At 71.0% G+C, this 13,719-nt stretch carries 14 protein-coding genes; 8 read left to right on the forward strand and 6 right to left on the reverse strand.

Features of this window, described 5'->3' with window-relative positions; translation table 11 throughout:
• Window positions 1–114 precede the first annotated feature (114 nt).
• A complete protein-coding gene (locus ACLEQD_RS22260; RefSeq protein WP_410386526.1) occupies window positions 115–1,032 on the forward strand; it encodes an ATP-binding protein in 918 nt (305 codons plus the stop codon).
• A gap of 21 nt (window positions 1,033–1,053) precedes the next feature.
• Here ACLEQD_RS22260 and ACLEQD_RS22265 read toward each other — a convergent pair whose 3' ends face one another.
• From ACLEQD_RS22265 to ACLEQD_RS22275, 3 genes are all read right to left on the reverse strand, one after another.
• Complete coding sequence (locus ACLEQD_RS22265; protein WP_410386528.1) at window positions 1,054–1,749, reverse strand: suppressor of fused domain protein; 696 nt, start codon at window positions 1,747–1,749, stop codon at window positions 1,054–1,056.
• A 94-nt stretch (window positions 1,750–1,843) separates the two neighbouring features.
• Window positions 1,844–3,034 (reverse strand): GNAT family N-acetyltransferase, encoded by a 1,191-nt coding sequence (locus ACLEQD_RS22270; RefSeq protein WP_410386530.1) that lies wholly within the window; start codon window positions 3,032–3,034, stop codon window positions 1,844–1,846.
• Between the two features lie 95 nt (window positions 3,035–3,129).
• Window positions 3,130–3,540: a winged helix-turn-helix transcriptional regulator gene (locus ACLEQD_RS22275; protein WP_410386532.1), complete on the reverse strand. Its 411-nt coding sequence runs from the start codon at window positions 3,538–3,540 to the stop codon at window positions 3,130–3,132.
• Between the two features lie 108 nt (window positions 3,541–3,648).
• Here ACLEQD_RS22275 and ACLEQD_RS22280 point away from each other — a divergent pair, with 108 nt between their 5' ends.
• From ACLEQD_RS22280 to ACLEQD_RS22300, 5 genes are all read left to right on the forward strand, one after another.
• Window positions 3,649–4,506 (forward strand): SDR family oxidoreductase, encoded by an 858-nt coding sequence (locus ACLEQD_RS22280; protein ID WP_410386534.1) that lies wholly within the window; start codon window positions 3,649–3,651, stop codon window positions 4,504–4,506.
• 84 nt (window positions 4,507–4,590) lie between these two features.
• Window positions 4,591–5,514, forward strand: coding sequence for a DUF2381 family protein (locus ACLEQD_RS22285; RefSeq protein WP_410386536.1), 924 nt, complete (start codon window positions 4,591–4,593; stop codon window positions 5,512–5,514).
• An 85-nt stretch (window positions 5,515–5,599) separates the two neighbouring features.
• Complete coding sequence (locus ACLEQD_RS22290; protein ID WP_410386538.1) at window positions 5,600–6,025, forward strand: serine/threonine protein kinase; 426 nt, start codon at window positions 5,600–5,602, stop codon at window positions 6,023–6,025.
• Window positions 6,026–6,114: 89 nt separating this feature from the next.
• On the forward strand, window positions 6,115–6,615 hold the full coding sequence (locus tag ACLEQD_RS22295) for a serine/threonine protein kinase (protein ID WP_410386549.1): 501 nt from the start codon (window positions 6,115–6,117) through the stop codon (window positions 6,613–6,615).
• 240 nt (window positions 6,616–6,855) lie between these two features.
• Window positions 6,856–6,987, forward strand: a complete 132-nt coding sequence (locus ACLEQD_RS22300; protein WP_410386540.1) for a hypothetical protein — start codon at window positions 6,856–6,858, stop codon at window positions 6,985–6,987.
• 66 nt (window positions 6,988–7,053) lie between these two features.
• Here the strand turns inward: ACLEQD_RS22300 and ACLEQD_RS22305 are convergent, their stop codons facing one another.
• Window positions 7,054–7,851, reverse strand: a complete 798-nt coding sequence (locus ACLEQD_RS22305) for an acyl-CoA desaturase (RefSeq protein WP_410386542.1) — start codon at window positions 7,849–7,851, stop codon at window positions 7,054–7,056.
• Between the two features lie 293 nt (window positions 7,852–8,144).
• Here ACLEQD_RS22305 and bioA point away from each other — a divergent pair, with 293 nt between their 5' ends.
• Together bioA and ACLEQD_RS22315 are read left to right on the forward strand one after the other, a co-directional pair.
• A complete protein-coding gene (gene bioA / locus ACLEQD_RS22310; protein WP_410386544.1) occupies window positions 8,145–9,476 on the forward strand; it encodes an adenosylmethionine--8-amino-7-oxononanoate transaminase in 1,332 nt (443 codons plus the stop codon).
• Between the two features lie 156 nt (window positions 9,477–9,632).
• Window positions 9,633–11,081 carry an FAD-binding oxidoreductase gene (locus ACLEQD_RS22315; RefSeq protein ID WP_410386546.1) on the forward strand — a complete coding sequence of 483 codons (1,449 nt, stop codon included), beginning with the start codon at window positions 9,633–9,635 and terminating at the stop codon, window positions 11,079–11,081.
• Window positions 11,082–11,094: 13 nt separating this feature from the next.
• Here ACLEQD_RS22315 and ACLEQD_RS22320 read toward each other — a convergent pair whose 3' ends face one another.
• Both ACLEQD_RS22320 and ACLEQD_RS22325 read right to left on the reverse strand, forming a co-directional pair.
• The gene (locus ACLEQD_RS22320) at window positions 11,095–11,922 is read right to left on the reverse strand and encodes a sensor histidine kinase (RefSeq protein WP_410386551.1); all 828 of its coding nucleotides are present in this window, start codon (window positions 11,920–11,922) and stop codon (window positions 11,095–11,097) included.
• Window positions 11,853–13,719 (reverse strand): ATP-binding protein (locus tag ACLEQD_RS22325; RefSeq protein ID WP_410386548.1); only part of this gene is annotated, 1,867 nt, incomplete at its 5' end. The genes ACLEQD_RS22325 and ACLEQD_RS22320, both read right to left, overlap by 70 nt.

Consider the following 13,719-nt stretch of genomic DNA (forward strand, 5'->3'; position numbering starts at 1 on the left):
GCTCACGCCGCTCGCCCGCCGCCCGGACGCCGGCCCCGGGGTCCAGGGCGCCCTGAACGAGGCGCTGGAGGCGCTGCGCGAGGCGCGCGAGGGGCGGAGCGGATCCGCGTCATCGTGCGCGACCTGCAGACCTTCGCCCGCGCGGACGAGCTGCGCCTGGGGCCCGTGGACGTGCACGCGGCGCTGGAGTTCGGCGTCTCCATGGCCATGACCCACCTGCGCAGCCGCGCCCAGGTGGAGCGCAGCTACGGCCAGGTGCCGCCCGCGCTGGCGCACGAGGCCCGCCTGGGCCAGGTGTTCCTCCACCTGCTCATCAACGCCGCGCACGCCATCCCCGCCGGGGACTTCGAGCGCCACCGCGTGACGCTCACCACCCGCCGCGAGGGCGCGTGGGTGCTGGCGGAGGTGTCCGACACCGGCATGGGCATGACGCCGGAGGTGCTCCAGCGCGCCTTCGAGCCGTTCTTCACCACCCGTCCCGTGGGCGAGGGCAGCGGCCTGGGGCTGTCCATCTGCCTGGGGCTCGTGCGCAGCATGCACGGCGAGCTCACCGCCACCAGCATCCCCGGCCTGGGCAGCACCTTCCAGGTGCGGCTGCCCATCGCGGAGCGGTTCGTGCACCCGGGCGTGGCCGCGGTGCGCGCGGAGGAGGGCGCGTCACGCAAGCGCGTGCTGGTGGTGGACGACGAGCCGCAGCTCACCTCGGTGCTCCGGCGCATCCTCGGCCGGCAGCACGACGTGGTGGTGGCGCACAGCGGCCGGGAGGCGCTGACGCTGCTGGAGCAGGACGACGCCTTCGACCGCATCTTCTGCGACCTGATGATGGCGGACCTCACCGGCATGGACGTGCACGCGGAGCTGGCGCGGCGCCGGCCGCAGCTCCTGTCGCGCTTCGTGTTCATGACGGGCGGCAGCTTCACGGACCGCGCCCGCGCCTTCCTCCAGGCCGTGCCGCTGCCGCGCATCGAGAAGCCCTTCGAGCCCGGGGTGCTGCACGCGCTGGTGGAGTCCTCGCCGCCGCGCACCGGCTAGCGCGCGGCGGCGGGACGGGGACTACAGCTTCACCTCGTCGCGCTCCGGCCGCGTGATGTACGCGGTGCTCGGGTTCGCGGGGTCGGCCAGCCGCTTCAGCAGGCTGTCCATGCCGTTGGAGCGCGCGAAGGCCATCTCGTTCTTCGTCACGCCCACCAGCGTGAGCAGCTCCACCTGGCCGCTGGGCAGGGTGAAGTGGCTGGGGCGGTTGGCGTCCTTCACGAACACGAAGCCCGCGAGCTTCGTCTCACCGCCGGTGAGCGTGCCGTCCACCGGGTAGCGGTGGCCCATGGCGAACAGCCGCGCGCACACGAGGTTGTAGGCCATCATGTCCAGCAGGCGCAGCACCGGCCAGCGCTCCTCCTCGGGCGTGTGGATGACCATCTCGTAGCCCAGGCCGCTGCGGGCGTCGTCCGCCAGGTCCTCGCCTGGGGCCACCGTGAAGGGGTTGGACAGGCCGCTCGTCACGTAGGTCCAGTAGGGGTACTCCGCGCTGGGGGGCGCCACACGCACGCCCATGGGCAGCCAGTTCGGATCCATCTCCGTTCCCTGGGCCAGCTCGCTCTCCAGCCACCCCTCCAGCACGCCGGTGCCCTCCAGGAGGTCTACTTCCTCTCGGATGGCGCCGAACAGCTTCGGGTACTCCACCTCGTCGCGGTCCGCCCAGCAGTCTTCGTACCACTGGATGAAGTCTTCCTCTGTCTCCGGGACTTTCATGGGGGCGGACTCTAGAGGTTCACCCCGATTTCACAACTTGAACCGAGCGCGGATGCCCACTGGCCGGTGGGCTGGCGGACAGACGTTCAGGTTTTCAGGTTCCGGTGGACCCGGGGGCGGGGAGGGCACCCCAGGGCTTGAGGCCGCAGATGCGCTCCGCCTCCTCCACGGCGGGGGCCAGCCGCGCGTGCTCCATGCGCAGGAAGCTCCGCACGGCCTTGTCCAGGCGCTTGTCGAAAATCAGGTGGGCGCTGTGCACGGCGGTGGGCTCGAAGCCGCGTGACACCTTGTGCTCGCCGCCCGCGCCGGGCTCGAACACCTTGCGCCCCGCGCGGATGCAGTCATCCACCGAGTGATACAGGCAGACGTTGAAGTGCAGGAAGGGGTGCTCCTCCGTGCAGCCCCAGTAGCGGCCGTAGAGCCGCTCCGGCGTGGCCAGGTTGAAGGCCCCGGCGATGACCCGCCCGTCCTTCACCGCCTCCACCATCTCCACCGCGTCGGGCAGGTCGCGGAAGACGCGCTCGAAGAAGCCGGGGGTGAGCTGCACCTGGCCCCAGGCGTGGCGCTCGCAGGTGGAGGTGTAGAAGGTGTACGCGCGCCGGGCGTGCTCCTCTGTCAGGTCCGCGCCCCGCACGGTGCGCAGCTGGATGCCCTGGGTGGCCGCGGCGCCGCGCTCGCGCTTGAGCTGGTTGCGGCGCTTGGAGTCGAAGCGGGCCAGGTAGTCGTCGTAGCGCTGGTAGCCCGGGTTCTTCCAATGGAACTGGAGCGTGATGCGGCGCGCGAGCCCGGCCTCCTCCAGGAAGTCCGCCTCTTCATCCGTGGGGTAGAGCACGTGCACGCCGGAGCAGTCCTGCTCCTGGGCGCTGTCCACGGCGGCCTGGAGGAGCGCGCGGCGCAGGGCCTGCGCGTCCTCGCCCGGGGCGGTGAGGAAGCGCGGCACGGTGGCGGGGGACAGGGGGCCGCCCACGAGCAGCTTCGGGTAGTACTCCACGCCCAGCTGGGCGGCGGCGTTGGCCCAGCCGAAGTCGTAGATGTACTCGCCCATGCTGTGGAACTTGAGGTAGGCGGGCGCGGCGGCGACCAGCTTCTTTCCCCGCCACAGCGTCAGGTGGTGCGGGGCCCAGCCGGTGTCCTCGGTGGCGCTGCCGCTCTCCTCCATGGCGGACAGCCAGGCGTGGCGCACGAAGGGGGGCGCGCCCTCCGCGACCAGGGCATCCCACCAGGCGGCCGGGACATCGCGGATGGCATCGAGAATGCGGACCTTGAGCGGGGTGTCTGCGGGCACGGGAGCAGTCTTAACGCGGGCCTGACTCCTTCGCTCCCGTTCGTCCCGCCGGAGGGCACCCGGGCGAGGGGGCCCGGGGCCAGAGTGTCGGCTCCCTACGAGGCCTTCTTGCGGGCAGGGGCCTTGGCGCGGGCGGTCATCACCCGGGGGAGGTTGTCTTCAATCCAGCGGGTCAGCGCCTCGACGTGGACGGCGACCTCCTCCCCCAGGGGCGTGAGGCTGTAGTCCACGTGGGGGGGAATCACGGGGTGGGCCTCCCGGTGGACGAAGCCGTCCTGCTCCAGCGCCTGGAGCGTCTGGGCGAGCATCTTCTCACTCACCCCGCCCACCTTGCGGCGCAGCTCGCTGAAGCGGTGGGTGCCCTCCTCCTTGAGCGCGACGAGCACCAGCACGCCCCACTGGCTGGTGACGTGCTCCAGGACGCCGCGCGAGGGACACGCCGCCGCGTACAGGTCCCCGCGTTGCTTCACCTTCTCCAGCAGCGGACTGCCCTTGCTCGCCTTCATGACGGGACACTTACCACAAAGTGCGTACTTACCGAAAGTGAGTACCCCCGTTAGGGTAAGTGCCAGTTCGATTTCGCGCCTGGAGCGCGGGAAGGAAAGGGCGGAGCCATGTTCGTCGTCACGGGAGCCACGGGGAAGCTGGGTCGGTTCGTCATCGAGGGCCTGCTGAAGAAGGTGCCGGCGAACCAGGTGGCGGTGGCGGTGCGCGATCCGGACAAGGCGAAGGATTGGGCCGCGCGCGGCGTGCAGGTGCGCAAGGTGGACTACGACCGGCCGGAGACGCTGAACGGGGCGTTCGGGAAGGGAGACACGGTGCTGCTCATCTCCGCGAACGAGGTGGGGAAGCGCTTCCCGCAGCACTCGGCGGTGATCGAGGCGGCGAAGAAGGCGGGCGTGAAGCTGCTGGCGTACACGAGCATCCTGCGCGCGGATAAGAGCGGTCTGTCATTGGCGGGCGAGCACAAGGCGACGGAGGAGGCGATCCGCGCGTCGGGCATCCCGTTCGTGTTCCTGCGCAACGGCTGGTACGTGGAGAACTACACGGAGCACACTGCGCCGGCGCTCCAGTACGGCGTGGTGCAGGGCAGCGCGAAGGACGGCCGGGTGGCCACGGCGACGCGTCAGGAGTACGCGGACGCGGCGGTGGCGGTGCTGACGGGGGCGGGCCACGAGAACCAGGTGTACGAGCTGGCGGGAGACGCGAGCTTCACGCTGCCGGAGTACGTGGCGGAGCTGTCGCGGCAGTCCGGCAAGCCGGTGAAGTACGTGGACCTGCCGGTGGCGGAGTTCTCCGCGGCGCTCCAGCAGGTGGGGGTGCCCAGGCCCTTCGCGGACACGCTGGCGGACGCGGACGCGGGGCTGTCGCGCGGGGAGCTGAACGACACGAGCCGCACGCTGAGCCGCCTCATCGGCCGGCCCACTGCGCCGTTCGGTCAGGCTGTCGGCGCGGCGCTGAAGCAGGGCTGAGTGTTCCGGCGCGGGCCTTCCGGACCGGGGTCGCTGGTCCGGAAGGTTGGCGTGGGATGGCGGCTTGGGTAGGGTCCAGGTTCGATGCGACACGCCCTACCTGGCTGGTTCGTTGCTTTGTTCATCCTCGTGGCTGCCCCTGCCATTGCGGGCCCGCGTGAGAGGGCACAGGTCCGGACCCTGGTGCTGTCGGAGCATCCGGACGACGCGGCCCATCGCATCCACGTGGCGGGGCAGATCGTCACGGTGCTCCGGTTCGAGCAGCCCTGCGACCCGCTCAAGACGAAGCTGTTGGGGTGGGAGGGGCGGTTCGAGCCGCTGGTGGTCGAGGGAAAGCGGGTGGTGATCGAGCCTCTTCGTGCCCTCGCTCCTGACGAGAGCGTTCCCCTGCTCGTGACGCTCGCGGATGGGACGGCGATGTCGTTCCTGCTGAGGCCTCCCGTGGAGGAGTTGGGGAGGGCGGATCAGCAGGTGGACGTCTTCAAGGACCGCGAGAGCTATCAGGCCCTGGTCTCCGTGCTGGCGCGCACGCTCAAGGCGAAGAATGCATTGGAGGAGGAGAACGCGCGGCTGCGTGAGGAGGAGACCTCCGCGGACCACGCGCTGGCCGCGCTGCTGGTTGCGGGGGCGGGGGCACAGACTCCGTTCAAGCGGCAGCACACGTGGCGTGGATATGACGTGGATGCCCAGCTCTCGATGACTGTCTACTCGGGCAAGGGCAAGGCAGCGGTCATGCTCAGCGTGACGAATCAGAGCGAGAGCCGGACCTGGCGTTTGTCCCAGACGAAGCTCTTCGCGTCATCCAATCGCGCGCCGAGGACCGTGGCCATCCGGGCCGAACGCGAGTCGATCGCCGTGGGCCAGACAGGTGCCATCGCGTTCGTGGTGGACCGCGGTGCGTTCCTCAACCCGGAGGGAAGGTTCGAGGAACTGGCGCTGGAGATCTACCAGCACGATGGGCGTCTCATGGCCGCTGTGCTGCTGGACCCCCAGTTGGTGCGTGAGTAAGAGCCGGGCCATGGTCTCCAGGAAGCTCGAACGTCTGTGCTGTCTTGTCTTGTCGGTGCTGGCCTCGGGATGCGCGGGCCCGACAATGGGACGGGTGTCGCTTCGAGCCGACGGGACTCCAGGACCCGAGCGGTGCTCGGAAGACGCGCTCGAGGCGATGCGCTATCTGCGGCTGCCGGTGGGGGCCGGCGCGCTCGTCGAGTTCGATGTGAACCAGGGCGACGCCGAACCCGTCACGCTGTACGAGGGCCGGGTCGAGAGCATGCTGCTGAGTGACCTGGGACCGCTGGACTCGCCCACGCGGCTCTACGGCTACGTGTGGACGAGTGGTGCCCAGGTGAGCATCCGCTACTACGAGGCGCGTCCCCCGAACTCGGCGGCGCGGATACCCATCTGCGCGGTGGTTCGCATGGCCAAGGGGCAGATGCGGAAGCTCCCCCGCTCTCCCCCGGGAATCGCCGTCCTCAAGTACTCGCGAGGCGGCGTCTTCATCGTGGACAAGTTCCTCTAAAGCCTCAGGCAGGAACCCTGTGACGTTTGAGCTCTACCGGCATGACGACCTCCGCCATGGCGACGTGGCTGTTGGGTAAGCTCTGCGGGATGGCTTCCAGGATGTTTGAGTTCGCGTGCGGTCTCTTCTGCATGGCCCTGATCACGGGTTGCGTTGGTACCGCGACAGGGAGGGTGAGCCTGCGGCCCGACGGAACTCCCGGGCCCGAGAAGTGCCCGGAAGAGGCGCTCAAGGCAATGCGCTATCTGCGATTGGCCGTGGGGGACGGCGCGAGCATCGAATTCGATGTGAACCAGATGCATAGCCGGTCCATCACCCTGCACGACGGGCGTGTCGAAAGTGTTCTGAACGACGACCTGGGGACGCTGGAGGCACCGGCGCGGCTCTACGGCTACGTGTGGACGAGCGGACCCCAGGCAGTCATCCGCTATTTCGAGGCACTTCCACCGGGTGCATCACAGCGGGTGCCGATCTGTGCGGTGGCGCGGACGGCCAAGGGGCAGATGCGGAAGCTCCCCGGCTCAGCCCCCGGAACCGCTGTCCTTGAGTTCTCCGGCGGGGGCGTCTTCATCGTGGACGAGTTCCTCTAAGCGTCGGACGTGAAGTCCCCAGGGATGAGAAGGTGAGAACCCTGCTGGCCCTCCCGCGCTGGCGGCGAACCGCACGAACTGGTCCGACAGTCGGACCAGTTGGGACCGGACCGGGCGGGAGGGGGCCCACCTGGATATGCGGGGGCTTGGAACGCGCCCTGCAACAAGCAACATGGAGGCAGCCATGTTCGTCGTCACGGGAGCCACGGGCAGGCGGGCCTGCCCAAGGGCTACGCCGACGTGCTGGCGAACGCGGACGAAGGCATCGCCCAGGGCGACCTGAATGACACCGGCCGCACGCTGAGCCGCCTCATCCGCCGGCCCACCACGACCCTGGCCGACGCCCTGGCCGCCATGCTCCAGCGGGCCTGAAAACACCACGGGGGAGCGGTCCATGACGGACGGCTCCCCCGCGTTGCTTCAAGTCTGGGCCGACGCTCAGGCCGTCTGCGCTCCAGCGCCGCCCTGGCGGGCCACTTCGCGCGGCTCCGGGTACACGGCGCGCTGGGGCGTGGTGATGCGGATGACGCCCAGCTTGGACAGCACGCGCATCACCTGCCACGTGGGGTCGATTTCGAAGGCGCGCGCCGCGAAGTTCGGGCTGCTGCCGTACTTGTGGTGGTTGTTCTGGAACAGCTCCCCCATGCACAGCACGTCCACCGGCAGCGTGTTGCGCGACTTGTCGCTGCCCTGGAAGTTCCGGTAGCCGTACTTGTGCCCGCACCAGTTCACGATGGCGCCGTGCACCGGCCCCATCACGAAGTGCACCGGCAACAGCAGGAACTGCCAGGGCGACGTCGCGAACGTCACGTAGAACGCCGTGTACAGCGCCACCCAGCCCAGCACCGCGAACCAGGACCGGCCCAGCGTCTCGTCCACCAGCTTCCACTCCGGGTAGCCACCCTCGAAGCGCGGCTCCGGCTGGATCTTCCGCGTCAGGATGCCGGTGTAGCGCTCCTTCGTGTGCCACATCATCCGCATCACGTCCTTGAAGTAGTGCGGCGAGTGCGGATCGTTCTCCGTGTCGGAGAACGCGTGGTGCTCGCGGTGCAGGATGGCGTAGGCGCGCGGCGACAGGTACGACGAGCCCTGCACCAGATAGGTGAGCAGGTGCATCACCTTCTCCGTGCGCGGCCCCATGCTGTACATGCGGTGCGCCGCGTAACGGTGCTGGAAGAAGCTCTGGAAGAAGACACAGAGCAGCCAGTGACTGATGAAGAAGATGACGATGGCCATGACTCTCCCGTGCTGACGGACACAGGGATAACCCCCCCGCTGTCATGGCAATGTCAGCGCTCCCCACGTCATCGGCACCGCCCCGGCCCCACCATCCCGTCCCGGACGCACGCCACTGAGCGTCCCCTTCCGCCACCTGTCCGCTGGTGGATAAGGCCCCGTGCGGCCACCCATTCGCCCCGGTCCCACGCGCCGCACCGCGACGTTGCGGGCCGTCCCCGGGGAGGGCAGAAGGGCACGCGGCGCGTCACCCCGGGCTTCACCCCCCTCCTTCGCGCCCAGGAGCCTCCACCGTGGATCGGGCAACCCTCGTCGGACTCGACAAGCAGCACGTCTGGCACCCCTACACCGCCATGGAGCAGTACATCGCGAAGACGGATCCGCTGGTCGTCGTCCGCGCGGAGGGCGTCTGGCTCCATGACGCGGACGGCCAGCGCTACCTGGACGCCAACGGCTCCTGGTGGGTGTCCACCCTGGGACACCGCCACCCGCGCCTCGTGCGCGCGCTCACCGAGCAGCTGGGCAGCCTGGCCCACGTCTCCCTCGCCGGCATCACGCACGGCCCGGCGGCTCGGCTGGGGGAGGAGCTGACCGCGCTGGCCCCGGGCGCGGACCGGGCGGACGTGCCCGCCGGACAGAAGCTGTCGCGCGTCTTCTATTCGGACAACGGCAGCACCGCGGTGGAGGTGGCCATCAAGATGGCCGCGCAGTACTGGGCGCAGAACGGCCGGCCCCGCCGCACCCGCTTCATCACGCTGACCGGCGCCTTCCACGGCGAGACGCTCGGCGCCACCAGCGTGGGCGGCGTGCACGAGTTCCGCGACGTGTTCGGCCCGCTCCTCTTCGACGTGGTGCACGTGCCGTCCCCCGCCGAGCCCGACGGCCACGCACGGGCGCTGGCGCAGGTGAAGGCCGCGCTCGCCCAGGACCCCGACGGCATCGCCGGCGTCATCCTGGAGCCCGTCATCCAGGGCGCGGCCGGCATGTGGATGTCGTCACCGGACTTCGTGCGCGAGGTGCGCGAGGCCACCCGCGCGGTGGACACCTTCCTCATCGCCGACGAGGTCTTCACCGGCATGGGCCGCACCGGCGCGCGCTTCGCGGTGGACCTGGCCGGCGTGGTGCCGGACCTGCTGTGCCTGGCCAAGGCGCTCAGCGGGGGCCTGCTGCCCTTCGCCGCCACGCTCGCGTCGGAGCGCATCTTCCAGGGCTTCCTGGGGGCGAAGGACCGGGCGCTGTATTACGGCCACTCGTACTGCGGCAACCCGCTGGGCGCGGCCGTGGCGCGCGAGGTGCTGGCCGTGTACCGCGACGAGGACGTGCTGGGGCAGGTGCAGCGCAAGGCGCCGCGCGTGAAGGCCGCCTTCGAGCGCATGGCCGCCACCCTCCCCGGGCTCGTGTGCCCGCGCGCGGTGGGCATGGTGGGCGCGGTGGACCTGGGCGGCGGGGGCTACTTCGCCGACAGCGGCTGGCGCGTGTACGAGGCCGCCCGCCGCCGCGGCTTGTACCTGCGCCCCATGGGCAACACGGTCTACATCGCCCCCGCGCTCAACATCCCGGACGCGGACCTGGACCTGCTGCTCGCCGGCGTGGAGGACAGCCTGCGCGAGGTGGCCGCGGGCTGATTCCGGGGGGCGGAGTGGCGGAGCGCCGCGTCCGCTCCCGCCAGCCGACGCGTGCCGGGAAGCCCCCTCCCGCCTCCCGGTGTCCTCCGGGCCGTCACCGTGCACATCCGTTGGGTCTGGCGCCGTGCCGGTGCCGTCTTATCGGAGGGAACCGCCGTGACACTCGAAACCCACCGTCCGCAGACGGGCCCCCGCCTGCCCGCCGGGCTGACGCCGGACAGCGTGGAGCTGTTCCGGGCACAGCTGCGCGGGGCGCTCATCCAGCCGGGGGACGCCGACTATGCGGAGGCGTGCCAGCTGTACAACGCGATGATCCACAAGCACCCGGCCATGGTGGCCCGGTGCGCCGACGTGGCGGACGTCATCGCCGCGGTGGCCCTGGCGCGCGAGCGCAAGCTGCCCCTGGCCGTGCGCGGCGGCGGCCACAACGGCGGCGGCCTGGGGCTGGTGGACGACGGGCTGGTCATCGACCTGTCGCGCATGCGCGGCGTGCGCGTGGACCCGGAGGCCCGCACGGTGCGCGTCTCGGGCGGCGCCGTCTGGGGGGACGTGGACCACGCCACCCACGCCTTCGGGCTCGCGGTGCCCTCCGGCATCATCTCCACCACGGGCGTGGGCGGGCTCACGCTGGGCGGCGGCCTGGGACACCTTACGCGCCGCTTCGGCCTCACCATCGACAACCTGCTCGCCGTGGACATGGTGCTCGCGGACGGCCGCTTCGTCACCGCGAGCGAGGACAAGCACCCGGACCTGTTCTGGGCGGTGCGTGGCGGGGGCGGCAACTTCGGCGTGGTGACGTCGTTCCTCTTCCGGGCCAACCCCGTGGACACCATCCTCGGCGGCCCCACGCTCTGGCCCCTGGACCGCGCGGCGGAGGTGATGCGCTGGTACCGCGAGTTCCTGCCGAACGCGCCCGAGGAGCTCAGCGGCTTCTTCGCCTTCCTCACCGTGCCGCCCGCGCCGCCCTTCCCGGAGGCGCTCCACCTCCAGAAGATGTGCGGCGTCGTGTGGTGCTACACGGGCGACCCCGCGCGCGCGGACGAGCTGTTCGCGCCCGTGCAGGCGCTCAAGCCCGCGCTGCACGGCGTGATGCCCATGCCCTTCCCCATGCTCCAGACCGCCTTCGACGCGCTCTACCCGCCGGGGCACCAGTGGTACTGGCGCGCGGACTTCGTGCGCGAGCTGCCGGACGCGGCCATCGAGCGCCACGTGGACTTCGCCAGGCGCCTGCCGTCCATGCAGTCCACCATGCACCTCTACCCCATTGACGGGGCGGCGCACCGCGTGGGCCCGCACGACACGGCCTTCCGCTTCCGCGACGCGCGCTGGTCGGAGGTCATCGTCGGGGTGGACCCGTCACCGGAGCGGGCCGAGGTCATCTCCGCCTGGGCGAAGGACTACTGGACCGCGCTGCACCCGTACTCCGCGGGCGGCGCCTACGTGAACTTCATGATGGAGGAGGGCCAGGAGCGCGTGCAGGCCACCTACGGCGACAACTACGCGCGGCTGGTGGCGGTGAAGCGGCAATACGACCCCGGCAACCTCTTCCACGTGAACCAGAACATCCTGCCCGGGCCGGTGAAGCCCCCGAGCGTCGCGCACTGAGAGAAGCGCGCGCTCAGGACCGGGGCGGGAGCGGCAGGTCGATGATGAAGGTGGCGCCCTGGCCGGCGGCGCTCTTCAGCACCAGCTGGCCGTCGTGGCCCTGGACGATCTGCTTGGCGATGAAGAGGCCCAGCCCCAGGCCGTGCACGGAGCGGGGCGGGCCGCCGCGCTCGTAGCGCTCGAAGACGCGGTCCTGGTGCTCCCGCGGGATGCCCGGGCCGCGGTCCGACACGGAGAGGATGAGCCGGTCGCCGTGCTTCCTGAGGCCAATGCCCAGCGGCGTGCCCGGCGCGTACTTGATGGCGTTGGACACCAGGTTCGTCAGCACCTGCTGCATGCGCGAGCGGTCCCACCACACGCGCAGGTTCGGCTCCGCCCGCAGCTGCAGGACGCAGCCGGCCTGCTCCATCTGCTCGTGGAAGGTGTCGAGGACCTCGTGCACCAGCTCCAGCGGGTCGCTCTCCTCCATGTGGAAGGCCAGCTTGCCGGCGCGGATGCGGGAGACGTCCAGCAGCTCGTCCACCAGCCGCGACATCCGCTCCACCTGCCGCTGCGCGGACTCCATCGCGGACGTCAGCTTCTGCGCGGAGGGCGGCTCACCGCGCGAGGGCGACAGGCGGCGGCGCGTCATCTCCAGGTGCAGCATCAGCGCGGTGACGGGCGTCTTCAGCTCGTGGGACGCCACGCCCAGGAAGGTGTCGCGCGCGGTGAGCGCGTGCTGGAGGTCGCGCGTGAGGGCCTCCAGCTGCTGGCGCGCGTGGGTCCGCTCGCTCACCTCCTGCACCGCGACGAGCAGCCCCAGGATGTGGCCCTCGCCGTCGCGCTGCGCGTGGATGTCCATGTCCAGGAGCAGCTCCTTGAGGCCGCCCCGGCCGTCCGGCTGGCGCACGGGCACCTCGCGGCCCACGAAGGGTTCGCCGGTGCGGTAGACGCGCTCCAGGTGCTGGAGCAGCACGCCGTGGCCGCCCTCCGGCTGCGCTTCACGCGCGGCCTGCCCAGCATGTCCCGGCCCATCAGCCGCGCGAACAGCGGGTTGATGACCGTGAAGATGAGGTCCGGCCCCGTCATCACGCACATGGCCGTGGGCGCCTGCATGAAGAAGTCGGAGAGCTGCTGGCGGGCGCGTCCCAGCTGGAGCTGGCTGTCCACGCGCGCCAGCAGCTCGCGCGCGGAGAAGGGCTTCACCAGGTAGTCGTCCGCGCCGGCCTGGAGCCCCTCGATGCGGGCCTCCTCGCCCGCGCGCGCCGACAGCATGACGAAGGGGATGCCGCTCGTGCGCACGTCGCCGCGCAGCTTCCGGAGCAGCCCGAAGCCGTCCAGCCGGGGCATCATCACGTCGCTGACGATGAGGTCCGGCCTGAGCTCGAGCGCCGCCTCGAAGGCCGCCTCGCCGTCCGCCACCGCGCGCACGGTCCAGTGCGGCGCCAGCAGGCCGCTCACGTACGCGCGCATGTCCGCGTTGTCGTCCGCGACGAGGATGTGCCCGCGCCCCTGTGGCACCACGAGCCCCGCGCCCAGCTCCCCCAGCGCGCTGGCCCGGGTGGGGGGCGTCCCCCGCTCCGGCGCCGACAGCGGGACGGACTCCGGCGCGTCCGGCAGCCAGCGCAGGGCCTCCTCGCTGAAGGCGGACCCCAGCTTGCCCGCGTGCGGGGCCCCTTCCTCCGGCTGCACCTGTTCGGCGGGCAGGTGCGAGCTGCCCAGCGGCAGCTCCACGAAGAAGGTGCTGCCCTCGCCCTCCGTGCTCCGCACGCCCAGCGTCCCGCCGTGCAGCTTCACCAGCTCCTGGATGAGCGCCAGCCCGATGCCGGTGCCCTCGTGCGTGCGCCCGCGCGAGGACTCCACGCGGTGGAAGCGCTCGAACACGCGCGGCAGCTCCGCCTCCGGGATGCCGGTGCCGGTGTCCCGCACGGTGAGCCGCGCCCGCGCTCCCTCGCGCTCCAGCCGCACCGTGACGCCGCCGTGGAGCGTGAACTTGAACGCGTTGGAGAGCAGGTTGAGGACAACCTTCTCCCACATGTCCCGGTCCACGTAGACGGGCTCGCCCAGGTCCCGGGCGTCCACGGTGTACTGGAGCCCCGCCTTCTCCATCGCGGCGCGGAAGACGCTGGCCAGGTCCAGGGTGAGCCGCGTGAGGTCCGTGGGGCGGAAGCTCGCCTTCACGCGGCCCGCCTCGATGCGCGAGAAGTCCAGCAGCGAGTTGACCAGCTTCAACAGGCGCAGCGCGTTGCGGTGGGTGAGCTCCTGGCGCGCGCGCTGGGCCGGCGGCAGGGGCGCGGACGTGTCCGCGAGCGACTCCTCCAGCGGCCCCAGGATGAGCGTGAGCGGCGTGCGGAACTCGTGCGACACGTTGGAGAAGAACGCCGTCTTCGCCCGGTCGATGGCGGCCAGCGCCTCCGCGCGCTGCGCCTCCGCCTCGTAGGCGCGCACGCTGACGACGGCGTTGGTGACCGTGGCCTGGAGCTGCTCGTAGAAGCCGCGGTAGGCGTCATCCAGCGCGCGGCGGGGGCTCACGCCGGCCACCAGGTAGCCGAAGGGCTCCGCCATGCCGGCCGGGTGGATGGGCAGCACGCGCGCGTGCGCGGGCGGCTCCTCGTAGGGCCCCAGGGCCGTGCCCAGCGGCTCGCGCGGGACGCTCACG

Origin of the sequence: Corallococcus sp. 4LFB, assembly GCF_046520365.1 — a bacterium.
Classification (GTDB): Bacteria; Myxococcota; Myxococcia; order Myxococcales; family Myxococcaceae; genus Corallococcus; species Corallococcus caeni.

Excerpts from the sequence above, each read along its gene's own strand:
- ACLEQD_RS22275 (WP_410386532.1), bottom strand. The coding sequence starts at position 3,540 with ATGAAGGCGAGCAAGGGCAGTCCGCTGCTGGAGAAGGTGAAGCAACGC.
- ACLEQD_RS22285 (WP_410386536.1), top strand. The coding sequence starts at position 4,591 with ATGCGACACGCCCTACCTGGCTGGTTCGTTGCTTTGTTCATCCTCGTG.
- ACLEQD_RS22280 (WP_410386534.1), top strand. The coding sequence starts at position 3,649 with ATGTTCGTCGTCACGGGAGCCACGGGGAAGCTGGGTCGGTTCGTCATC.
- ACLEQD_RS22265 (WP_410386528.1), bottom strand. The coding sequence starts at position 1,749 with ATGAAAGTCCCGGAGACAGAGGAAGACTTCATCCAGTGGTACGAAGAC.
- ACLEQD_RS22305 (WP_410386542.1), bottom strand. The coding sequence starts at position 7,851 with ATGGCCATCGTCATCTTCTTCATCAGTCACTGGCTGCTCTGTGTCTTC.
- ACLEQD_RS22290 (WP_410386538.1), top strand. The coding sequence starts at position 5,600 with ATGGGACGGGTGTCGCTTCGAGCCGACGGGACTCCAGGACCCGAGCGG.
- ACLEQD_RS22320 (WP_410386551.1), bottom strand. The coding sequence starts at position 11,922 with ATGGACATCCACGCGCAGCGCGACGGCGAGGGCCACATCCTGGGGCTG.
- ACLEQD_RS22295 (WP_410386549.1), top strand. The coding sequence starts at position 6,115 with ATGGCTTCCAGGATGTTTGAGTTCGCGTGCGGTCTCTTCTGCATGGCC.